Below are 21,907 nucleotides of genomic sequence, written 5' to 3' on the forward strand. Positions count from 1 at the left end.
TATCATTTCCCTTGATGATTCAATAGCACTGCGCTAAATCATTCTAAATTCCATGCTCAACGCGTATCATTCATCTTCTTCGCATAATGTCATTCGCCAGAGATCGGATACCATGCCCTCTTCCATCTTCCTGTTAGCCGCAGGCAGTTTGCGCCCTGCATTTACGCCATTGATAAGCCAGTTCACGCGCATGAGTGGAATAGACGTTAAGGTTGAATATGGTCCGGCCGGTTTATTGCGTGAACGTATTGAAGCGGGAGAACCGTGTGCGCTCTTTGCCTCCGCTAACCGGGAACATCCGCAGAACCTGTTAGCACGTAATATTGCCTTCTCTACGCACACTTTTTGCTGGAACAAACTGAGCCTTGTCAGCAACCGAACCGGTGTCTGGCTGGATTTACTCCGCGACCCAACGCTGCGACCAGGTACATCAACGCCCGGCTGCGACCCTTCCGGAGACTATACCTGGGCATTTTTCGACAATATGGATGTACTGGAAGCAGGACTCGGGCAACAGCTTCGCGCACGGGCAATCCCGCTGGTGGGTGGTCGTGATACGATAAAAATCCCGCAAGGTGAACTGGCGAGTGCCTGGATACTGCGCCAGGGACTGGCCGATCTGTTTATCGGTTACGCGCATTACGCACACGCGCTGCGCGCGATGCCCGACGTACATTACGTGGCTATTCCCGATGAGCACAATATTCGCTGCGAATACCAACTGGCGGTGCTTGATGCATCCAATGAAGTCATGGCGCTGGTTGAATTCATACTCTCCCGCGGCGGGCAGGAATTTCTTAGCGCCGCCGGATTCTTAACGCTTAACGACGAATAAAAAACAACGGTGCGATAAACGGCGTCTGGTAGTTCTCCACGCTGAGTTTTCTCAGCGTTAAGCCATAGGCCAGGAATAAATTCTCCTCCGTCACAATGCTGTTCGTGGGCCCTGCCCGCCATTTTCCTTCAGGGAGTAGCAGCAAAGTATGGGAAGCAACCTGTAACGCATGAAGCGGATCGTGGGTCGAAAAGAGAATGCTGCATCCCTGTTGATGGGCCAGATCGCTGATGAGCTGGAGCACCACCTGCTGATTGGCGAGATCCAGCGCGGAACACGGTTCATCCAGTAACAGCGTTTGACACTCCGTCACCAGAGCCCGGGCAATCATCACCAACTGTTGCTGCCCGCCAGAAAGTGAGCCAAATGAGCTGGAGGCGAGATGCGCGATATTCAACTGCTCTAACGCCTGCATTGCTCTTTTTTGATCCTGCGGACTGGGTTGCGCAAACAGCTTCACGTGCTGTGCTCGCCCCATCAGCACCACGTCGCTGACCGTGTACGGAAACGGCAGATGGCTATGCTGTGCCACAATCCCTATCCCACCGTTATTTTCAATATTCCCGCCTAAAGCAGGCAGCGTGCCGGTTAACGTATCGAGCAGTGTACTTTTACCCAAGCCGTTGCGTCCCAGCACGGCCCAGATCTCACCTTTCTGGCAACAGAACGTTAGCGGCTCAAATAGCGGTGTACGATACCCATAAGTAAGCTGATTTACACGCAGTGCGGCAGGTATCATGATTTCTCCCGACGACTGGTACGAATGAGTAAGAAAGCAAACAACGGCGCGCCGAACAATGCGGTAATAATCCCCAACGGTATCTCCGCGTGCATCAGGGTGCGAGCAATATCGTCCACCACAATCATAAATCCGCCCCCCAACCAGAAGGCGCACGGTAGTAAACGACGATGATCAACCCCCACCAGCAAACGCGCCAGATGCGGAATCACTAATCCAACCCAGGCAATACTGCCGCTGACCGCCACCTGAGCAGCGACCAAAAATGCGCAGCACACCAAAACACTGCGTCGCAGAGGAACCACCGCTACACCCAGTGCTCTGGCATCTTTGTCATTGAGCGACAACAGGTTTATCCGCCAGCGTAGCTGGTACAAAACCGTCGCGGCGATACCGACCGGAACCGCCAACAGCAGCACTTTATGCCAGTTGGCCGTCGCAAAGCTGCCAAGCAACCAGAACACAATATTAGGTAACGTCTCTTCGGTATCAGCCTGATACTGGATCAGGCTCACCAGCGCGGCAAAAAAACCGCTCAAAATGATACCCGACAGAATCAATACCAGCGTATTCTCCAGCCCCTGTAACGCAGCAATGGCATACACCAGGATCAACGCTGTCAGACCAAAGAAAAACGTTGATCCCATCATCAGCCAGGGCGAAAGACCGAGCAGGATGGCCAGTGTTCCACCAAAAGCCGCCCCCGACGTCACGCCGATAATATGCGGGTCGACCAGAGGGTTATGAAATACCCCTTGCAGCGTCGCGCCGCATAACCCAAGCGCGCCCCCCGCCAGCAGTGCCATCAAAATACGCGGTAGCCTGACCGTCCAGATAACCTGGCTGCCTATTCCTTCAGCGTCGCTATAGTGTGTCAGGTGGTGAAACACCTCGCTTAACGACAGCGGATACTGTCCGAGGCATAGCGAACTGACGCCCAGCAACAGGACCACAACGATTAAGAGCGGTTGCTGGGGCAAAATACGGTTACTTAGCTGCATCAGACTGCCAGTTCACACGATAAAAACGTTGATAGTAGTCCCTGGCCTGCGCATCAACGTCCACGTTTTTATAGGCATCCGGATACAGTTTTTTGGCCATCCAAAGTTCACCGATCGCCAACGCTTCCGGCATCGGATAGCCCCAGGCTTTGGCATATTCAGGCATCAACCAGACGCGATGATTTTTCACCGCATCAATCCCCTGCCAGTTCGGATCGTTTTGGATCTGAGTTACCACCTGCGGATAGCGATCCTGGACAAAAATCACCTGCGGGTTCCACGCTAATACCTGCTCCAGCGCAACCTGACGGGCACCTTTCACACTGGCAGCCGCCACGTTTAATCCCCCCGCGTGCTGCATCATCAATCCCGTGTACTTCCCGGAGCCGTAAGTCATCAGATCGGGGTTAGCCATATAAATACGGACTTTTTGCTCATCCGGGATTGTCGCAACCGGCGCATTGAATTTTGCCCGCGCGGCAAAAACGTAGTCGATTAACGTTTCGGCCTGCGGTTTGCGCCCAACCACGTCAGCGATCAGGCGAATACCCTGCTTCAACCCTTCATTGTAGACCTGCTCTTCATCGGCCATGGTCGGGTTCATTTTATTCTGTTGCCCGGTGGCATCCTTGCGTAACGAGATAGCCACGACCGGAATACCGGCGTTCTGAATCTGCTGGATCATCTCCGCGGGCGCATAGTTGGCGACAAAAACCACCTGCGGATGAATCGCCAACAGGCTTTCGATGTTCACGCTGGTGAGATCGCCTGGCGTCGGCAATGTAGTAATCGTCGGCATAAAGCGCGCAAATTCAGGCCCGAGCTGCTTTTTCCAGCTCGACATCACACCAACAATGTCCTGCTGGGCATTGAGCTGGACCAGAATATTCAACGTCTGGTGTTGCAGCACGACCACTTTGTCCACGTGGTCAGGAATCGTGACCTGTCGACCAAGCTGATCGGTGATCGTTCGGTCGGCCTGAGCAGAAAACGCAAACAACATGCTGGCGCAAACCAGCACAAAAGAGCGGAAAGTTAACATGGGATACCATCTGAATAGAGGAGTAAAAACGATATGTATTAAATTATATAACGAGAGGCCTGGCAACCCATTCGCGATAAATACCGCGCTACACACGAGGAAGATCAATTTATGCCAACAATAATAAAGCCGACGGTGATGACGACCGTCGGCTTTGGGTAAATGACAACTAACGAATTACTTGGTTGCTGCTTTGATAATATCGAGCGCTTTGGCGAACTGATCCTGCGGAATTGTCAGCGGGTAAAGGAAACGAATAACGTTGCCATACTGACCGCAGGTCAGCAGCAGTAATCCTTGCTCAAGGGCTTTCTTCTGCACGCGTTGTGCGGCGGCAGCGTTGGGTTCTCCTGTCGCTGCATCACAGAATTCAGCAGCAATCATAGAGCCTAAACCTCGCACTTCGGCCAGTTCAGGACACCCTGCTTGTGCATCTGTCAGAGCGGCGCGCAGCTGTTCACCGAGAGCCGCCGCACGCTGGCATAACTGCTCATCACGAATGATATCCAGCACCGCATGGGCCGCCGCGATCGACAGCGGGTTTCCGGCGTAGGTTCCACCCAGACCACCTGGCGCAGGCGCATCCATAATTTCGGCTTTGCCCACGACGCCTGACAACGGCATGCCGCCCGCAAGGCTTTTCGCCATGGTCATCAGGTCCGCTTTATCGGCGTAATGATCCATCGCAAACAGCTGACCCGTACGGGCAAACCCGCTTTGTACTTCATCAGCGATCATCACGATGCCATGCTCGTCGCAAATACGGCGGATGGCAGCCACAAATTCTGGCGGTGCCACCACGAAGCCCCCTTCGCCCTGGACGGGTTCGAAAATAATCGCCGCAACCTGGGTTGGATCGATATCGGCTTTAAACAGACGCTCAATCGCTTTTAGGGAATCCGCCGTGGAAATACCCTGCAATTCAGAAGGATACGGCGCATGGTAAACAGAGCCTGGGAACGGGCCGAAACCTTTTTTATAGGGTGCCACCTTGCCGGTTAACGCCATCGTCATGTAAGTACGCCCATGAAAACCACCGCCAAATGCGATAACGCCAGGACGGCCGGTATGCGCGCGCGCAATTTTCACCGCGTTTTCTACCGCTTCAGCCCCGGTAGTGAAGAATGTGGTTTTACGCTTGCCGTCGATTGGCGCAACGGCGTTGATTTTCTCAGCCAAAGACACATAGCTTTCGTACGGGACAATCTGATAAGCCGTATGGGTAAAAGCCTGAAGTTGCGCTTCGACTGCCTGCACCAGGCGAGGATGGCGGTGTCCGGTGTTCAGCACGGCAATCCCGGCGGCAAAATCGATGTACTGATTGCCTTCGATATCGGTAATTGTGCTGTTTTCTGCCGACTGAGCATAAAAATCACACATCACACCCACGCCACGCGGGGTGGCATCCAGACGACGTTGTTGCAGGTTTTTATTGTTCATTCTCTACACCTTGTCCATTAATACATTTCGGTTGAATTACCCTTTAAATTTAGACGCCGTCTGGTACTTTAATCGAGAGCCAAATCGTTTTATTTTAAGGATCCAAATGCGTTCACTTGCCGGAGATGTGATCAAGCATGCATTTAATCAGCAGACTGACGAAAAACTACATCGCCGCCTGTATGCCGCCATTTGTAGTTGCATCCTCGAAGGTAGCCTGAAACCGGCCACCCGAATGCCTCCGTCGCGTGACCTGGCAGGAGAGCTGACGCTATCGCGCAATACCGTCCTGCGGGTGTACGAACAGTTGCAAGCTGAAGGGTATATTTCCGCGCGTACCAGCAGCGGCACATTTGTGACCGACAGCGTGCTGGACAATCTAGACCTGCGTCCTGACAAAGAGCCTGTTACTGCCGCTCAGGAAGATCACACCCGTTTATCCGCCCGCTGCCTTGAGCTGTTAGGTAATGCCAGCGCCAGTCCCCGCCAGTGGGGGGCATTTATTCCAGGCGTACCTGATGTAGAGCATTTCCCGCACCGGGTACTCAAGAAAATTCAGGACAGGCTGGCAAGACGACTGCGCCCGGAGTATCTCACTTACGATGCCACAGGCGGCGTGAATGAGCTAAAAGAAGCACTGGCAGACTATCTGCGCACCGCTCGCGGCGTACGGTGCTCACCGGAGCAAATTCTGATTACTGAAGGTATTCACCAGGCCCTGGATCTGGTGACCCGGACTTTATGCAACCCTGGCGATCACGCCTGGATTGAGGAACCGGGCTACTGGGGAATCAAAAATATTCTTCGCATCAATGCCGTTAATTTTTCGGCTATTCCGGTTGATGAACAAGGCATGGTCCCGCCGGATGCAGGTGAAACACCGCCAAAACTTATTTTTGTGACACCGTCACATCAATACCCACTCGGTTCGGTAATGAGTCTGAGCCGCCGCCGGCAACTTCTCTTTCGCGCACGTGAAACGCGAAGCTGGATAGTGGAAGATGATTACGACAGTGAGTTCCGCTTTTCCGGCCAGCCGATTCCCTCTTTGCAGGGGCTGGAAGAAGAGACACCGGTCATTTACATCGGGACATTCAGTAAGACACTCTATCCCGCACTGCGACTCGGGTATGTCGTGCTACCTAAATCGTTAGCCGCTCCGCTGAAAAAGGTTCATAACGACCTCTATCGTGGTGGGCATCTGTTGATTCAGGCCGCACTGGCGGAGTTTATTCGCGAGGGTTATTACGCGGCACACATTCGGAAAATGCGTCAGCTATACAGTCGTCGTCGCCAGATGCTGGTAGAGCTTATCAGCCGCCAACTTGGTGAACATTTTCTTGGTTCCTTCAGCAGCAACGCCGGGCTGCATATGATCTTACAGTTACCCGCCGGGAGCGATGATGCGGTCATTGCCCAACAGGCGAATGCGCAAGGGTTGCTGGTGCGCCCGCTGTCACGCTATTACGTAAATGAAGGGAAACGCAGCGGCCTGCTGCTGGGGTTTGCCAGTATTGAAGAGCATGAAATGACGGCGGCGTTTACCCGACTCGTGGATATTATCAGGGTAAACACCGTGTAAGCACTGCCGGATGAAGGTGCAAGCACCTTCTCCGGCATACTGTTTAATGTGACGCTTTTTTAACGCCAGCCAGGTCTTCCTGGCTTACTTCGCTATTCCCTTCACCCCAACTTTTACGCACGTAGTTAATCACGTCGCGCATTTCGTTGTCGCTTAACAAGCCACCGTAGGCAGGCATCTTAAAGGAGACGCTGCCACGCGTTGTCGGTGTTTCTGCGCCGTGGGCAATCACTCTGAACAGCGGTGTCGGGTCATCAACCATCACCAGTGGATTGTTAACTAAAGAAGGCGCGTTATCATCCGTACCTTTCCCTTCCAGACCGTGACAAGTTGAACAGTAGCGGTTATAGGTCACTTTGCCCGCCTCAGGTGAATTCGACCAGGATGCTGTAGTCGCCGCAGCACGTACCGTTTCAGGCTTCGCACTTTTCAGGCTCAACAGATATTGGGCGATCGCCGTGGCATCTTCGTCGGTCAGATACTGTGTACTCTGCGTGACGACTTCAGCCATCGAACCTGAAACCGCGGCATGCTTGCTTTTACCGGTCAGCAACAGCGATTTTAACTCCTGCTCAGACATACCGGTGCCGCGCAGCGACGGTGCATACCAGCCGTCAATCATCGCGCCGCTCAGGTATTCGGCATCAGCATTAGTATACGCTTTTTCGTTCATCGCCATGCCTCTCGGGGTATGGCATGAACCGCAGTGTCCGGGGCCTTCCACCAGATAAGCACCCCGTTTTACCATGGCAGCATTATCATCCGTTTTCGCGCCCTCTACAGCCGACACTGGCGCGTCGGTAAACAGCCAGTTCCAGATATGCAGCGGCCAGCGGGCGGAGAGTAGCCACGGAATAGCATTCTCTTTATTGGGCTGTGCTGACGGCGTGACGTCATGCATAAAATAGCTATACAGCGCCTTAACATCCTCGTCAGAAAGTTTTGCATAGGAGGGATAAGGCATAGCCGGATAGAGCGGATGACCATCTTTGGCAATCCCCTGCCGTACGGCTTTTTCAAAATCCTCGTAAGAATAATTTCCAATACCCTGCGTTTTGTCTGGGGTAATGTTGGTCGAATAAATATCCCCCACCGGAGTAGGAAACTTTTTGCCCCCCGCCATCGCCGCACCACCTTCAGCGGTGTGACAGGCGACGCAGTCTGAAATTCGCGCGATGTATTCACCGTTAGATTCAGCAGCGGAAACCGAAGCAGTAAATAAACAGGCGGCGAGAATGGTTACATTGCGCATAGATCACCCCATATCCTTGAGTTCATTAACCGCACGCCATGCCTGATCGATTGCCGTATGGGCATAAGCACTCCAGTCAGAATCGGAGTTAGCGATGGCAATGCGACCGACTGGCTTACGCGCCCGTTCGATAATTTCTGGCATCTTATCCATATCATCGAACAGCGAGTTGGCGTAGTACGCATAGCCATGCGCCCAGCGGTTAACCGTAATGGCGGCAATATCGCGTTGATTATCAAATCCGGTTGAGCCAAACATCTCCTGCAACTGGGAGCGAATCATCTCCTCATGCGCCGCAAAGGTGGTCCCCAGCAAATAGGCTCGTCCCAGACGGAACTGCTCTCTGGCCGACAGGTTACTACCCGGATAGGTCGGCACATAGACCATATGAATGACCATCGGATCGTCCGGGGAGGCCGGATGTTGATACCCACCAATACTGACCGGATAGTCGAGCTTGACCCTGCTATAAGGTGCCGCCGGAGAATAAAACTCATGTACGCCAAGCTGTTTGAACGCCTGCCAGTTTTTGACCACCACGTTGGTGTACACCAGCGGTGCCTTCACGTTCAGTTTAAGATCCGCCTGCTGCTGTTCCGGCATCTCAGGCACCAGATACGGGATCATCATGTTATAACCTGCCATGATGGTGTTCTTACCGCGCACACGGTGCATTTTACCGTCACGCAGATAGGTCACCGCCACGCCATCCTGCACGTTGGCCGCATTAATCACCGTGCTGTTCAGGCGCAGGCGCGTGGTGTTTTCCGGCAGATCCAGCTTTTCGTAATGTAGTCTGCCGAGGACAGAGTCTTCCATCGTGTTGCCCGGTAGCGCATCCGGCAGCATATATCTGACTAACAGACGGGCTAACCCGGCGTTACCGTCCGGGAAGTGGTAAACATACGGCTCTTCGAGGTCGGCCAGTGACTCACCGTCCAGCGGCGGTAACCCCATCCCTTCCATGCCGGGTAAGGCGCACGCACGGGCATCGCTACAGGAAATACCTTCAATACCAATAGCAAAGAAGTCGTTGGAACGCTGCTGGAAATAGAGCAGCGCCATTTTGCTCAAACCAACTTTTGTTGCCAAAAATTCACTGTAGCTGTGGGTATCCAGCCATTCCATTTTCTCATCGACCGTCATCCCCGGCAGGTAATCACCGGGCCGGACGTGCAGGTCGATCAGCGCTTTTCTGTCGTTCTCACTTAGCGGAAAATCATTGATAAAGTCTTCAATTTTACGCCCATTGAGCCTGTCCGGCGGAATATCATCAGATACCGCGCGGCCCGGATCGCCGCTGACGATTTTGGTTTCGCCAAAATTCTTCTTGTCGAAGAAAACGCCGCGACTGAGCTGCCAGTCGGGGTAGAAGTTTACGTCAAAACTCTCTTTTAACCGCGTGACACTGACGCCCACGGTTTCCATCAACTTTTGTACTTCAGGGCTGAAATTATGCGCAGGTGACTGGAATGCTTCGCTGCCACCATAACCGAGTAATTTCTTACCCGAGCTGGTAAATTCATTACGTTTGGCGTGTCCACCAAAGTCGTCATGGTTATCGAGGATCAGGATCCGGCTATTTTGCCCGGCAACTTGACGCCAAAAACAACCGGCAGCTAACCCGCTAATACCGCCACCCACAATCACCAGATCGTACTCTTCCTCAACGGGCAGAGCGTTTAAATCAAAATGTTTATGCTCGCGACCTAGCGCATGCGCCATTTCAAACGATCCAGGATGATTACCCCGTAGCCCCGTCAGCGCAGGAGGATAATAATTTCCATCTATAAATGCGTTTCCCTTTCCTGCCGCCCTGACCCACTCCAGCGGGGTAAGTCCCGCCGCAATAGTCACCGCGACGCCGTTGAGAAAATCACGTCTGGTAATTGCCATTAACTTTTTTCCTTATTGCTACACACTGCCTTTAATACGACACAAATAAGAGAGATACCCCTTCATATTAATAAAGGGGTACAGCCAACTACTTCACTGGCTTTAACTCTTCATCCAGTTTTTTAGAATCATAATAATCACCCTGCCAGGTGATTTTTCCTGCTTTAACATGAATATAGCTGACGCCTTCAAATTTGATCGGATTATTTGTCGGCGGACTCCCTGCCCATTCACCACTATTTTTGCCTGAAAATTCCCAACGAAAGGCCACGGTATCTTCGTCGTAGACGGGTTTTCCAACCATTTTCCAGCTAAGATCTGGAACCGCCTTAATAAAAGCGCCGATAACCTCTTTTTCTGCTTTTTCCCTGCCGTTTATCGGTTCTCCCGCGGCGGCATCATAATAAACCGCATCATCAGCAAGAAATTGAGCGGCTCGTGAAGCATCATGCGCATTCCACGCTGCCATATACTCTTTTACCGTATTCAGCGATGTACTTTCTGCCAGGCTATAGCCCGAGAACATCACTAATGAAAGCACCGCGATTTTTAATGTTTTCATCGTAATCCTCTCTATTCAGAAATGTCGCACATGATATGTTTCACCCGAGTGTATTCCTCGAGTGAATAAGATGAGAGATCTTTGCCGTACCCCGATTTTTTGAACCCGCCATGCGGCATTTCGGCGCACAGAGGAATGTGATTGTTAATCCACACCGTGCCAAAATCGAGGTCAATGCTGAAGCGTTGGGCGCGACCATGGTTACTGGTCCAGACGCTGGCGGCAAGACCATACTCCACATCATTCGCTTTGTGTAGTACCTCTTCGTCAGTAGAAAACGACTGAATAGTCATTAGTGGGCCAAATACTTCATACTGAATAGCTTCATCATTTTGATGTAATCCGGAGACGATCGTCGGCTCAAAATAGAAACCTGGACCAGATCCTGCGCGCCCACCGGTTTCAATTTTTGCATGTGCCGGTAAACGCTCAATAAAGCCTTTCACCTGCTCCAGCTGATTCCGGCTATTCAATGCGCCGTACAGTGCATTTTGATCTTCTGGCGGCCCAAATTTGATACTTTTTGTTTTCTGGATCAGTTTTTCCAGAAACTCAGCGTAGATAGATTGCTCTACCAGAATCCGCGTAGCCGCTGTGCAATCCTGCCCGGCATTGAAAAAGCCTGCTGTGGTAATCGTCGCAATCGCCTTGTCCATATCTGCATCGGCGAACACGACTGCGGGCGCTTTCCCGCCCAATTCCAGGTGTGCTCTGGTCAGATTTGCCGCCGCCGAAGCCGCAACCTGCAAACCCGCACGGACCGAACCGGTAATAGAGACCAGTGAGGCTTTCGGGTTTGAAACCACCAGCGAACCAGTGCTGGCTTTGCCCAACACAACGTTAAACGCCCCTCTCGGGAACAACGGTGCGGCCAGTTCAGCCAACAGCAGCGTACTAACTGGCGTGGTGTCGCTTGGTTTTAACACCACCGTGTTGCCTGCCGCCAGCGCTGGTGCAATCTTCCACACCGCCATCATGAACGGGTAGTTCCACGGCGTCACTTGCCCAACAATACCCAGCGGTTCACGACGAATGGTTGAAGTAAATCCTGCGGAATATTCTCCGGCCGCCTTTCCTTCAAGACAGCGCGCCGCACCGGCAAAAAAGCGGATGGCATCGCAAGATGCCGCGATCTCCTCTTTCTCAATAAAATGGCGAAGCTGACCGGTTTCCTGGCTCTGCGCGGTTACCAGTCGCTCAACGTTGCGTTCAATCTCATCGGCCAGCCGCAATAACGCCTTTTGCCGCTGTGCCGGCGTCGATTTTCGCCAGATGCTAAACGCCGCCTCCGCTGCTGAGTAAGCCTGCTCTACCTCCGCCTCGTTAGCGTTGGGAGATATTGCGTACGTTTCACCGTCAACCGGACTCACCAGTTCAAAGCTATCTTCGCTACTGCCTGCTACATAGTGCCCATTAATAAAATGCTTCAGGGTTTTCACGTTTGTCTCCTGCCAATTAATACATAAAGAATCTTATGTAATATATATATTGTAAAATTTTTTCAAATGCGCAACATTGACACTATGATAAGCCTCGCATTTTTAACTTAATTTTTACATTTGCAGGATGAGGCTTTTTATTGCCAGCTGACGCGTTACGCCCAGCTCATCATAAGGTTATCGGGACACACATCCGCTTGTGCAGTGACGTTGCGCCCAGGCATGTAAAATAACTCGGCCATTCTTACCTTCCTTGCCCGACGGGCATGTGTTAAAAATGGTCGTTGTTTCAGGGAATTGAGTACAGAAAAGATTATGATTACTCACGCGGTCATATTTGCGCCTATCGGGCAGGTCAGTCGTTCAGACCAGATAGTCCAACGCCTTTCAAATGCCATTATCACGGGGTTGCTGGAGCCAAAAGAACAGCTCCCCAACGAAACTGATTTGGCAAAGATGATGGGTGTCTCACATATCACTATCAGAGAAGCGCTAAACACGCTTCGGGCTAATAATCTTATCCATACGGTTCGTGGTCGTAATGGTGGGAGTTTCGTTTGCGAAAATATTGATGGCAAAAATAGCACCCTGCATCCGTTCAAGGCGATCAGTACGGATTATCTGTCTGATCTGGGTGAAATGCATTGCGCCATTATTAGCCATAGCGCGCGGCTGGCTTCCCGACGGATGACCGGTGCGGATATCGCCAAATTTCGCGAGTTTGTCGAGGTGCTCAGAAAGGCAAACTCACCTGAGCTGATGACTCAGGCCGATATGCGTTGTCTGCTGGCGATTGCCGCCAGTTCGCATTCAGCGCGACTGGCCAATCAGGAGCTGCAGGTTCAGGCTGAATGGGCATCGCTGGTGGCGATACTTTATCGCACAGACAGTATTCATGCAGAAATTATCGCGCTTTATTCGGCGCTGGCCGATGCGCTGGCTGCTCACAACGAGGCAGAGTCAGTACAGTTTGCCACGCGGATCATCGACACGTTTACCTACTACCTTATTGAAAAAAAGCTGAAATATAACTCGAACTGACAATCAGTGAAGGCAGGACAGACAATGAGCTCTTCGACATCCCTAAGCGCATTAATTCGTAAAATTGATGACATTACTGTTTCTACCGTAGATTCTACCGTTGCGCTGGCGAGGAGCATCCATGAGGCAATTTCAGGGGTACAAAAGGCCTCAGCCGAGGTCGTTCTCGACCCCTCAGTCAGATCCACCGTTCAACAGCACATCAAGCGCACGCTCAATAACAACCATTACTGCTCAGGGGCGGGATTCGCCAGCCATATTGAGAGCACCGCAACCACAAAAGAGTACTGGTTGCTGGAGTGGTGGTATAAGAAAGATAATGGTTTAAGCCAGGCGCATCTGGATTTGGATCAGGCCACGCAACAACGACTGGACTTCAGAACCTTTGAGTGGTTTAAGCATTCTCCTCCGGCTGGCAAAGCCTATATCCACGGTCCCTACGTCGACTATATTTGCAATATCTCCTATACCCTAACGTCAGCCGTCCCGGTCTACTACAACGATCAGTTTCTCGGTGTTGCCGCGGTCGATCTGCTGGTCAGTCAGATAGAAGCCGAACTGCTTTCCTATGCCCATCCTGACTATGTGATTCTGACTAATCTGGAAAACAGGATCATTTTCTCCAGTTGGCCACGTTTTCGCGTGGGTGAATTGCTGTCACCTGCAAACAGTACCGTTGTGTATCAGAGCGACTACTTTATCCTTTATCACTATCAAAACTAAGGGCCCGAAGGCCCTGAGTTTTTAGTTATCCTGCCCCATATTGAGCTTATTGGCGTAGGCAATGGCGTCGTTTTCCGGCGCCGCTGAACGACCAAACGGACGGGTCAGGAACATATAAATAAGCCCCGAGCCAACAACAATCGCAAGGCCGAACAGAACCGTCCAACGATCGATGAAGTCGCTGCTGTCTGCCGGTTGCGCCAGTAACCAGATCCCGCACAATCCGTAAGCTAACGCCAGCACATTCACGATTACGCCCCAACCGCCAATGGTCCACTCTCCCGCCGGTTTCCAGCCTTTCAGACGCTGACGCAGCGCGGCCAGCACAACCATCTGGAACGAGATGTAAATCCCGATAACAGCAAACGCGGTGATACGCGACAGGTTATCTGGCTGGAAATAAACCCAAACGCAGATGATCACTGGCAGCAGGCAACTGACGACCATGGCATTATCCGGAACACCATTTTTAGAGATTTTGGCCATCCATTCACTTCCCGGCAGCATTCTGTCGCGGGAGAAAGAAAAGATAAGACGGCTTAACGCAGCCTGCAGAGACAAAATGCACGACAACATGGCGATAATTGCAACGACGATAAAGACAGTCGCGCCAGTTTCGCCCAGAGCTTCATTAAGGATTGCCGGGATCGGATCGGACGTTTTGCCATTCACGATGCTGACCAGATTCGGTGATGCCAGCAAATAACCCATAACAGAAATAATGGCGGAAATCGCGCCGAATACGATGCTTAAAATCATCGCCACCGGGATCTTTTTACTCGGATTCTGCACCTCTTCCGCAACGTTACCGCAGGCCTCAAAGCCAAAGAACATAAACAGCCCCATCAGCGCAGCAGACATAAATGCGGTGGAGTAGCTGCCGTCATGAGCCAGCACGCCCATCGAGTCAAAAATCACAGAGAACGGCTGCGAACGGTGGAAAATCAGCAGATAAATCCCCAGCGCGATCACGCTGACAATTTCACACCAGAAACCAATTTTTGCCACCCGGGCCAGATTTTTAGTCCCGGACATATTAACGGCCATCATCAACAGCAGCAGCAGGACGGAAGTCACCAACATCGTGGCCGGCGTCTGACCATAGTGGAAGAGTGATTCAACAAACGTTGATGTATATTCCGCGATCGACGTAATGGTGACCACCAGAGCCCACAGGTAGATCCAGGCGGCGATCCACGCATACTTCTTGCCCCACAACCTTCTGGCCCAGGGGTAAAGCCCGCCGGTTATCGGATACTGGGAAGCGACCTCACCAAACACCAATGCAACCAAAAGTTGCCCACATGCGACGATTAAAATCCACCATACTGCGGGCGGCCCCGCCAGCGTTACGGCCAGCGCAAACAGCGAATAGACGGCGGTAAGCGGCGACAGGTAGGTAAAACCCAACGCAAAGTTTGAAATAAGACCGATCGAGCGATTGAACTGTTCTTTGCCATCTTTTTGAAAATTATCGTTTTTCTTATCAGGTGTCTGTTCCATATTGCTTTCTCTTTTGTGGAATAGTCGCAGGGTTGAACAATTAATGTATAAAAGATATTAAGTTATATGTATAGTGAATTTGTCGCAGATTTGTTAAAAATGATCGCGCATCACATTGCTACAAAATCGGATGGTTACGAGATAACAGAAACAGATGATTAACAATTAAATTTGATGTGAGTGGCGGTGAAGACACAGAAATGATGCTTTAAGGCATAGTACAGTTGCACCGGATCAAGATGTTCGATCCGGTGCATAGCATACGGTTAAAACGTTTTGCTCATACCTCTATTGCAAATTACTCATGCCGACAAATTGAACTGTGAAATAAAACTATCAATGTGGTTTACATCGTCATTCGTTAATGACCACCCCGGCTTGCGGCAATAATCATCAGCAATAATCCCGCGTCGTTGTAATATTGTCTTTTCAACCTGGATAATATACTCACAGTGCTGCATCCAGCGCTGAATGTATGGTAATAACGCCTCATGTAATTGCACCGCCTGTTGATGTTCCCCTGCCAGCCAGTGACGATAAATTCGCACATAAATTTCGCTAAACGAGCAGCCAGGCATTACACCTTTGCCCCCTACCTCAAGCATCTGAAGCATATACAAACCGGCATAACCGTTTAGCACATGAGCCTCTGGTGCGTACTGTAGAAACTCACGGGTGTACTCCACTGGCGGATTGCATTCAATCTTAAACACTGCATGTGGATAGCGTTTAGCCATCTCGGCTAGTTGAACTGCAGTGACCGGAAATCCAGTTTCTCCCGGCGCGTACTGCACCATTACAGGAATGGTCACAGCCTCCAGCACCGCCGCGATATGCGCCTGTACGCTGGCAAGAGACGGCTGCAGGAAGAATGGCGGAAGCAGCATCAGTGCGTCGGCCCCCATACTCTGATAGCGCCGCGCACGGCGAACAGCCAGATCGGTGCTGTGATCGGTGACCGACAGTGCACGAAATACACTTTTATTCGCTAATTCAGCAATAAAAATTTCCGCCAACTGCAACCGTTCGCTGTCGTCGAGCTTCGGAAACTCACTGGCAATACCAAACAGCGTCAGTCCGTTAACACCCACGTCCGAAAGGTGGGCCAGCAGACGGCGAAAACTCGTAAAATCGACTTTACCCTGTGGCGTAAACGGCATTGCAACAATGGGATTAACGCCCTGAATCTTTGTAACCGTTGTCATGACAAATCCTCTCTGTCTGCCAGTACCGCGCCTTGCGCCGCCGGTAACGCCCAACGACGATAAAGTCGCAAGAATCCACGAGGTACCTCTTTATGCACCAGATGACAGCCTTTTTGACGCTCATCCAGCACGGCATCCGCTACATTCAACGTCAATGTTCGCTGCGGAATATTAATACTGATTGAGTCACCTGTTTCCACCAGTGCCAGAACGCCTCCGTCGCTGGCTTCTGGAGAGATATGTCCCACAAACAACCCGCGGTTCGAACCGGAAAAACGCCCATCGGTGATCAACGCACAGGAGTCAGAGAGATTCATTCCTTCAAGGAATTTCATCGGCTTGTACATCTCCGGCATACCCGGTCCGCCCTTTGGTCCTTCATAGCGCAGAACCAATACGCTACCCGGTTGAATATCACCGGAGAGAATTGACTCAACGGCCTCATCTTCGCTGTTAAACACCACCGCAGGCCCGGTGAAGATCATTAAATGGTCCGGAACAGCAGCGGGTTTCACTACACAACCCATCGGTGACAGGTTGCCGTGTAGGACAGCAACCCCTGACTCATTACGTACCGGAATGGCCAGAGTATGGATAACTTCCGGGCGTCGAGTAGAGGGAACATTCATCAGCCATTCCCCTTTTTTCTGTCCGTTAACCGTCAGGCAATTGAGATCCAGTAAATTAGCGATCTCTTTTTCAACTGCCGCAACCCCCCCAGCCTCCCAAAAATCGATCATATCGTATTCCGATGCCGGATAGAGCGAAGCAACCAGTGGTACCTGATGACTCAGCGCATCAAATTCAGCCAGCGGCAGATGACCCAGCTCGGCTTCATAATAAATAGCCTGCAGATGTAGAATGGCGTTGGTGGAGCCGCCCGTCGCCAACAGATAGGCCATCGCATTGCGGATTGATTCGCGTGTAATAATTTGTCGCGCATTCACACCGCGCTTTACCAGATCCACCGCGGTCATTCCTGTCGCAAAGGCGCACTCGCGGCGTTCGCGTGAAATTGCGGGCAGCATACTACTCCCAGGCAAGCTCATACCCAGCACTTCCGCAATACAGCACATCGTATTAGCGGTACCGTACATGGTACAGGAGCCGTGCCCCGGCTCGGCGATATCTTCAATATGACGGAACTCGGCCTCATCAATTTCACCGCGACGTTTCCAGCCAATCGCTTCGGTGACGATATTGCCATCCCAGTGTTTACCTTTGTATTCGGCAGGATACATTGGCCCACCGTTCACCAGAATAGCCGGAAGATCAAGGCGCGCAGCAGCCATCAGCATAGCGGGGACAATTTTGTCGCACGATCCCAGCAACACCATGCCATCGAAGCGGTGGGCCCGCATCATTACTTCGATCGAACTGGCGATGATTTCGCGTGCCGCCAGAATATAGCGCATACCCAGGTGTCCTTCGGCAATACCGTCGCAAGGGGCAATGGTGCCAAACACCATCCCCACTCCGCCTGCTTCATCAATGCCTTTTAACACATGCGCGGTCAGTTCATTCAAATTGGCGTGTCCTGCCGTCGCATTGGTATAGCTATTCACTACAGCAATTACGGGACGACGCAACTGCTCGTCCGTATGACCCATCGATTTATACAAGGCGCGCTTTAAAGCACCGTCATCACCACTGAGGATCGGATTGAAGTGTTCGCCACCGCAACCTGCGCACCCGCTGCCACAACTGCTCATATATGACCTCTTTTCGTTAATACGTTATTTTCTGCCGGTTTCATGGCTTGACGATCGCGAGGGTTAATCAACCGTGCCGGAATGAGGAAAATAAGCGGTGCGCAAAGCACCAGAAACCCCGCCAGAATATACAGTCCGCTGCTGGTGCTGCCGGTAGTGTCTTTCAGCCAGCCAAGAACGGTTGGGCCAAAGAAGCCAGCCAGATTGCCAATAGAGTTCACTAACGCGATACCTGCCGCCGCTGCCGTACCGGAAAGCAATGTACCTGGCAGGCTTATATAGGTGGGAATCAGCGATAACGTGCCGGACATTGCTACGCAAATCCATGCCATCATCCAGAACGTGGAGCCTTCATTTAGCGCGCTGAACGTCAGACCAATGGCCCCGACTATCGCCGGAATCGCAATGTGCCAGCGGCGTTCTTGTTTCAGATCGGAGTGACGGCTATTCCACAACATGCAGGCCGCACCGAAGATATAGGGCACCGCTGCCAGCAGACCGATAGCAAAATCATCCTGTACGCCAGAGCTTTTGATAATCGACGGAAGCCAGAAATTAATACCGTAATAGCCAATGTTGAAACTGAAGAAAATCAGCGCCAGCAGCCAGACGAAGCGATTACGGAACATGGCGGACAAACTATGCTGCGGCATTCCCGCGTTAGCGGCGACTTTATCAAGCTGATCTTTTTGTAGATCTTGCTCAATCAACGCTTTTTCATCATCAGATAACCACTTCGCCGATTTCACGTCGTTATCGAGATAACGCAGCACCACGAAGGCCAACAGGAATGAAGGGATTGCCTCTACCAGGAATAACCACTGCCAGTTATGCAGATGGCCGACACCTTCAAACATTTTCAGGATCAGTCCTGAGAGCGGACTACCGATAATAGTGGATAACGGCGTCACCAGAATAAACAGCCCGAGTGTACGCGCCGAACGCCATGAGGGAAACCACAGGGTTAAATAGTAAACAATACCCGGGAAGAAACCGGCCTCTGCTACACCAAGCAAAAAACGCACTACGTAGAACTGTGTTGGCGTGGTAACGAACATCGTCAGTGCCGACAACACTGCCCAACTGGCCATGATGCGCGCAATCCAGAAACGAGGACCAAAACGCTGCATCAACAAGTTGCTCGGTACTTCAAAAATAAAATAACCGATAAAAAAGATACCTGCGCCAATTCCATACACTGTATCGCTAAGATTAAGCGCATCCTGCATGTGGAGTTTGGCGAAGCCCACGTTTACACGATCGAGATATGCGAAAAAATAACACAGGATTAAAAACGGGATCAGCCGTCGGGTCACTTTACGATAAACCGCATTTTTATTTTCAATATCGAGGGTACGCGTATTCATCTTTCAGCCTCTTAAGTTGTTATTGGCGCTGCGCTCTGCTATTAACCTGTTGCCATGCCTGAGCATAGGCCAACGCGTTATGCCGAACCTGTTCGCACTCTGTGCCCGCGCGGTATAAACCTCCGCCGCAGCCAAAACCTTTCGCGCCCGCCTCGCACCATCTTTGTAGTTGTTGCGCCTCGGCAGAAACACCACCAACCGGCATACAAACTACGTGAGGCGGTAATACCACGCACATAGCCCGCAGTATGTCCGGGGAGATCATTTCCGCAGGATAAAATTTCAGACCGCTGGCCCCAGCGTCCAGGGCAGTAAACGCTTCGCTCGGCGTGGCGACGCCCGGTAAACTGATAGCCCCTCGATCTCTGCTGCGGCGGATCACCGAGGGATTCATATTTGGCGAGATAATTACCTGCCCGCCCGCATCGACGACGCTATCAACCTGCTCTGTCGTCAGTACCGTACCCGCGCCGACGATAGCACGCATGCCGACGCGTTCGCGTAGCAGCGAGATAGAATCCAACGCGCGCGGTGAATTTAGCGGTACTTCCAGCCAGGTAAAGCCCGCCTCCAGCAATACATCACCAATTTCCGCTGCTTCCTCTGGCCTCAGACCGCGTAAAATCGCGATCATCGGAAGCGGCGTTTTCTGCCACATCGTGGCAAAGTCAAAACTATCCATAGCGTTTCTCTGTTAGACGTTGTTGAAGAGACTGCATTCCGGCGATAAAACAGCGATCGCCCTCGACGCAGCGTGTCTGAATACCAAATGCGTTGGCAGCCATCTGATAGCGGCGAGTTAATGCCGCACTACCCACCAGCCAGACAGGACTGATGTTGTCAGTGGAAAACTCCAATCCGATCAGTAAACCGGAGAGATAGTCACTGACTGATTCAGCAGATAATTCACCCGATAGACGCAGCGTTCGGGTAGAAAAAAGGAGTTGGCTTAGCGCCGCGTGGCGTCGGGATGCTTCCACCCCGAGTAAAAATGCGCTGTCATCAGCCGCCGCATCAGGAAGACCACGACCAAGCAGCGAGTGCGAAATCAGCACCTGAAAAAGCTCACCGGTCATATAAGTCGAAAAATCAACGATCTGTCTCTGCTGCATCCGGGCATGTTTGCTGTGTGTGCCGGGTAGAATCGCATGGAAATTATCGATGTCTTCGAGTAAAGACAGTCCCAGAAGCTGAACCTCTTCACCGCGCATCACATCAGGCATGTCACCAGAAGGGGATTTACGCAATCCAGGGAAAATCCATGCTTTGCTGCCCCAGGAGGTCATGAAACTTTTGCTGTGCGCAAGCAAGCTATCGGCACTGGCGGGTAACGAACAATAGTCAACTTCATACCAGCCCTGCTGCGAACCCACCATCCCGGCCATTGCAACCATTGGCGTTCCCTCAGCAATCCACTCACCAAGTAACATTTTTAACGTCGCATCAAATTGCCCCGGCTCGACGTGAAGAAGACCGTAGCTGGCATTGCGTTTGTCCAGTACATCATCCCCTGCCATTAACCATGCGCGGAAATTCGACGTTCCCCAGTCGATTGCGATCCACTCCCTTTTCATCTTGTAGCCTCAATCATCAAATCTTGTATGACAAGAATGTAGTTAATTTTACCAGAGCGATCTGTGAGCGCGATCGTGAAGTGAAATAAAACGTTTTTTTTCACTATCTGAAAGGACAAGAATTGTTGTTTTGTATTCGTAACGCTTTGTTTTGTGCGTACAATGAGGAACTCTCAAATTTTCAAGGCAGACTATGACGACCTCCCTGGCCACCATCTCTGAAACGATCACTCGCGATCTGGCGATGAAAATCATCCGCGGAACCCTGAGCGATGGGGAGATGCTCCCCGGCGAAAATGAGCTTGCCGTGCAATATTCGGCATCTCGGACCTCTGTACGAAACGCGCTGCATGTCCTGTCAGCAAAAGGTTTGCTGTCCATCCAGGCTAAGCGGCGCAGTACGGTCAATCCGCGCGAACTCTGGAGTTTTTTGGATACGGACGTGCTGGGCTGGATGGAGGAAGTGGGTATTTCACCTGATGTCGCGGAGCAACTGGTGGTAACGCGCCTGATGTTTGAGCCTAACGCCGCCTTTCTGGCCGCCGCCAACGCGACAGCCCGCGATTTGGCTGCCATTGAAGAAGCCTGGACGTTGATGTTGCGCGGACAGCAGCAGGATCAGATTGCGCTATTTGAGGAAGGCGATCTAGCCTTTCATACCGCACTACTCAAGTCCTGTCATAACCCATTTTTGATGTCGATTGGCAACGCACTTTCAGCAGCCATGATGCTGTCGTTTAAACAGACGCAGGAGTCATCAGTGCGGGAAACAGAACACGCCGTAGAGCAGCATCGCCTGTTACTGGAAGCCATACGCCTGCGCCAGGGCGTTACGGCGCGTGAATGCATGCGCGATATAATACTTAGCGCGGCAAACCGCCATTTGTGGGCCACGCTGCCGGAAAAATATACGCAACTGATTTAGGGATGATGCTAAGTAGCAAGAATCGCTGCTGTTAAGCAACATTTTTGCAATATAATAACGTGATGTTAA

19 protein-coding genes are annotated in these 21,907 nt (G+C 51.7%); 5 read left to right on the top strand and 14 right to left on the bottom strand.

The features are described 5' to 3' along the window. Nucleotides 1-112: 112 nt before the first annotated feature. Entirely contained in the window at nt 113-835 is a 723-nt protein-coding gene (locus tag LY264_RS13635) for a substrate-binding domain-containing protein (RefSeq protein ID WP_048226654.1), read from the top strand. On the opposite strand, the gene LY264_RS13640 is transcribed toward LY264_RS13635, so the two are convergent. The 4 genes from LY264_RS13640 to puuE all read right to left on the bottom strand — a co-directional run bounded on the left by LY264_RS13640 (nt 822) and on the right by puuE (nt 5,057). Next, nucleotides 822-1,574: an ABC transporter ATP-binding protein gene (locus tag LY264_RS13640; protein ID WP_048226656.1), complete on the bottom strand. Its 753-nt coding sequence runs from the start codon at nt 1,572-1,574 to the stop codon at nt 822-824. The two genes, LY264_RS13635 and LY264_RS13640, sit on opposite strands and share 14 nt — an antisense overlap. Continuing rightward, nucleotides 1,571-2,575, bottom strand: a complete 1,005-nt coding sequence (locus LY264_RS13645; RefSeq protein WP_048226658.1) for a FecCD family ABC transporter permease — start codon at nt 2,573-2,575, stop codon at nt 1,571-1,573. The genes LY264_RS13640 and LY264_RS13645 overlap by 4 nt, the downstream gene beginning before the upstream one ends. Then, nucleotides 2,562-3,617: an ABC transporter substrate-binding protein gene (locus LY264_RS13650; RefSeq protein ID WP_048226662.1), complete on the bottom strand. Its 1,056-nt coding sequence runs from the start codon at nt 3,615-3,617 to the stop codon at nt 2,562-2,564. Before LY264_RS13650 ends, LY264_RS13645 begins: the two co-directional genes overlap by 14 nt. Nucleotides 3,618-3,794: 177 nt before the next feature. Further along, a complete protein-coding gene (puuE, locus tag LY264_RS13655) occupies nt 3,795-5,057 on the bottom strand; it encodes a 4-aminobutyrate transaminase (protein WP_003832711.1) in 1,263 nt (420 codons plus the stop codon). A gap of 106 nt (nt 5,058-5,163) precedes the next feature. On the opposite strand from puuE, the gene pdxR reads away from it, so the two are divergent. Continuing rightward, on the top strand, nt 5,164-6,639 hold the full coding sequence (gene pdxR, locus LY264_RS13660) for a MocR-like pyridoxine biosynthesis transcription factor PdxR (RefSeq protein WP_048226664.1): 1,476 nt from the start codon (nt 5,164-5,166) through the stop codon (nt 6,637-6,639). Between the two features lie 43 nt (nt 6,640-6,682). Here the strand turns inward: pdxR and LY264_RS13665 are convergent, their stop codons facing one another. The 4 genes from LY264_RS13665 to LY264_RS13680 form a co-directional block, all read right to left on the bottom strand. Then, the gene (locus tag LY264_RS13665) at nt 6,683-7,891 is read right to left on the bottom strand and encodes a c-type cytochrome (RefSeq protein WP_048226666.1); all 1,209 of its coding nucleotides are present in this window, start codon (nt 7,889-7,891) and stop codon (nt 6,683-6,685) included. A gap of 3 nt (nt 7,892-7,894) precedes the next feature. Then, nucleotides 7,895-9,787, bottom strand: coding sequence for an NAD(P)-binding protein (locus LY264_RS13670; protein WP_048226668.1), 1,893 nt, complete (start codon nt 9,785-9,787; stop codon nt 7,895-7,897). Between the two features lie 88 nt (nt 9,788-9,875). Then, a complete protein-coding gene (locus LY264_RS13675) occupies nt 9,876-10,349 on the bottom strand; it encodes an ester cyclase (protein ID WP_032943249.1) in 474 nt (157 codons plus the stop codon). An 11-nt stretch (nt 10,350-10,360) separates the two neighbouring features. Then, entirely contained in the window at nt 10,361-11,788 is a 1,428-nt protein-coding gene (locus LY264_RS13680; RefSeq protein WP_048226670.1) for a gamma-aminobutyraldehyde dehydrogenase, read from the bottom strand. Nucleotides 11,789-12,103: 315 nt separating this feature from the next. Between LY264_RS13680 and LY264_RS13685 the strand changes: the two genes are divergently transcribed. Both LY264_RS13685 and LY264_RS13690 read left to right on the top strand, forming a co-directional pair. Continuing rightward, the gene (locus tag LY264_RS13685) at nt 12,104-12,829 is read left to right on the top strand and encodes a FadR/GntR family transcriptional regulator (RefSeq protein WP_048226671.1); all 726 of its coding nucleotides are present in this window, start codon (nt 12,104-12,106) and stop codon (nt 12,827-12,829) included. 24 nt (nt 12,830-12,853) lie between these two features. Next, nucleotides 12,854-13,552 carry a cache domain-containing protein gene (locus LY264_RS13690; RefSeq protein WP_048226673.1) on the top strand — a complete coding sequence of 233 codons (699 nt, stop codon included), beginning with the start codon at nt 12,854-12,856 and terminating at the stop codon, nt 13,550-13,552. Between the two features lie 21 nt (nt 13,553-13,573). On the opposite strand, the gene LY264_RS13695 is transcribed toward LY264_RS13690, so the two are convergent. From LY264_RS13695 to LY264_RS13720, 6 genes are all read right to left on the bottom strand, one after another. After that, entirely contained in the window at nt 13,574-15,055 is a 1,482-nt protein-coding gene (locus LY264_RS13695; RefSeq protein ID WP_003832697.1) for an APC family permease, read from the bottom strand. A gap of 302 nt (nt 15,056-15,357) precedes the next feature. After that, nucleotides 15,358-16,260: a dihydrodipicolinate synthase family protein gene (locus tag LY264_RS13700; protein ID WP_048226674.1), complete on the bottom strand. Its 903-nt coding sequence runs from the start codon at nt 16,258-16,260 to the stop codon at nt 15,358-15,360. After that, nucleotides 16,257-17,972: a dihydroxy-acid dehydratase gene (gene ilvD / locus LY264_RS13705; RefSeq protein ID WP_048226676.1), complete on the bottom strand. Its 1,716-nt coding sequence runs from the start codon at nt 17,970-17,972 to the stop codon at nt 16,257-16,259. Before ilvD ends, LY264_RS13700 begins: the two co-directional genes overlap by 4 nt. Further along, the gene (locus LY264_RS13710) at nt 17,969-19,339 is read right to left on the bottom strand and encodes an MFS transporter (protein WP_122984009.1); all 1,371 of its coding nucleotides are present in this window, start codon (nt 19,337-19,339) and stop codon (nt 17,969-17,971) included. Before LY264_RS13710 ends, ilvD begins: the two co-directional genes overlap by 4 nt. 19 nt (nt 19,340-19,358) lie before the next feature. Further along, nucleotides 19,359-20,021, bottom strand: a complete 663-nt coding sequence (locus tag LY264_RS13715) for a 2-dehydro-3-deoxy-6-phosphogalactonate aldolase (protein WP_048226678.1) — start codon at nt 20,019-20,021, stop codon at nt 19,359-19,361. Then, nucleotides 20,014-20,913: a 2-dehydro-3-deoxygalactonokinase gene (locus tag LY264_RS13720; protein ID WP_048226680.1), complete on the bottom strand. Its 900-nt coding sequence runs from the start codon at nt 20,911-20,913 to the stop codon at nt 20,014-20,016. The genes LY264_RS13715 and LY264_RS13720 overlap by 8 nt, the downstream gene beginning before the upstream one ends. 193 nt (nt 20,914-21,106) lie before the next feature. Between LY264_RS13720 and LY264_RS13725 the strand changes: the two genes are divergently transcribed. After that, a complete protein-coding gene (locus tag LY264_RS13725; protein WP_048226681.1) occupies nt 21,107-21,838 on the top strand; it encodes a FadR/GntR family transcriptional regulator in 732 nt (243 codons plus the stop codon). Nucleotides 21,839-21,907: the final 69 nt, after the last annotated feature.

The sequence above is a fragment of the Citrobacter portucalensis genome (assembly GCF_023374935.1).
GTDB lineage: Bacteria > Pseudomonadota > Gammaproteobacteria > Enterobacterales > Enterobacteriaceae > Citrobacter > Citrobacter portucalensis.

Bases quoted from the DNA above. Each gene is read 5' to 3' on its own strand.
- LY264_RS13635 (WP_048226654.1), top strand. From the start codon at position 113: ATGCCCTCTTCCATCTTCCTGTTAGCCGCAGGCAGTTTGCGCCCTGCA.
- LY264_RS13640 (WP_048226656.1), bottom strand. From the start codon at position 1,574: ATGATACCTGCCGCACTGCGTGTAAATCAGCTTACTTATGGGTATCGT.
- LY264_RS13645 (WP_048226658.1), bottom strand. From the start codon at position 2,575: ATGCAGCTAAGTAACCGTATTTTGCCCCAGCAACCGCTCTTAATCGTT.
- LY264_RS13650 (WP_048226662.1), bottom strand. From the start codon at position 3,617: ATGTTAACTTTCCGCTCTTTTGTGCTGGTTTGCGCCAGCATGTTGTTT.
- puuE (WP_003832711.1), bottom strand. From the start codon at position 5,057: ATGAACAATAAAAACCTGCAACAACGTCGTCTGGATGCCACCCCGCGT.
- pdxR (WP_048226664.1), top strand. From the start codon at position 5,164: ATGCGTTCACTTGCCGGAGATGTGATCAAGCATGCATTTAATCAGCAG.
- LY264_RS13665 (WP_048226666.1), bottom strand. From the start codon at position 7,891: ATGCGCAATGTAACCATTCTCGCCGCCTGTTTATTTACTGCTTCGGTT.
- LY264_RS13670 (WP_048226668.1), bottom strand. From the start codon at position 9,787: ATGGCAATTACCAGACGTGATTTTCTCAACGGCGTCGCGGTGACTATT.
- LY264_RS13675 (WP_032943249.1), bottom strand. From the start codon at position 10,349: ATGAAAACATTAAAAATCGCGGTGCTTTCATTAGTGATGTTCTCGGGC.
- LY264_RS13685 (WP_048226671.1), top strand. From the start codon at position 12,104: ATGATTACTCACGCGGTCATATTTGCGCCTATCGGGCAGGTCAGTCGT.
- LY264_RS13690 (WP_048226673.1), top strand. From the start codon at position 12,854: ATGAGCTCTTCGACATCCCTAAGCGCATTAATTCGTAAAATTGATGAC.
- LY264_RS13695 (WP_003832697.1), bottom strand. From the start codon at position 15,055: ATGGAACAGACACCTGATAAGAAAAACGATAATTTTCAAAAAGATGGC.
- LY264_RS13700 (WP_048226674.1), bottom strand. From the start codon at position 16,260: ATGACAACGGTTACAAAGATTCAGGGCGTTAATCCCATTGTTGCAATG.
- ilvD (WP_048226676.1), bottom strand. From the start codon at position 17,972: ATGAGCAGTTGTGGCAGCGGGTGCGCAGGTTGCGGTGGCGAACACTTC.
- LY264_RS13710 (WP_122984009.1), bottom strand. From the start codon at position 19,339: ATGAATACGCGTACCCTCGATATTGAAAATAAAAATGCGGTTTATCGT.
- LY264_RS13715 (WP_048226678.1), bottom strand. From the start codon at position 20,021: ATGGATAGTTTTGACTTTGCCACGATGTGGCAGAAAACGCCGCTTCCG.
- LY264_RS13720 (WP_048226680.1), bottom strand. From the start codon at position 20,913: ATGAAAAGGGAGTGGATCGCAATCGACTGGGGAACGTCGAATTTCCGC.
- LY264_RS13725 (WP_048226681.1), top strand. From the start codon at position 21,107: ATGACGACCTCCCTGGCCACCATCTCTGAAACGATCACTCGCGATCTG.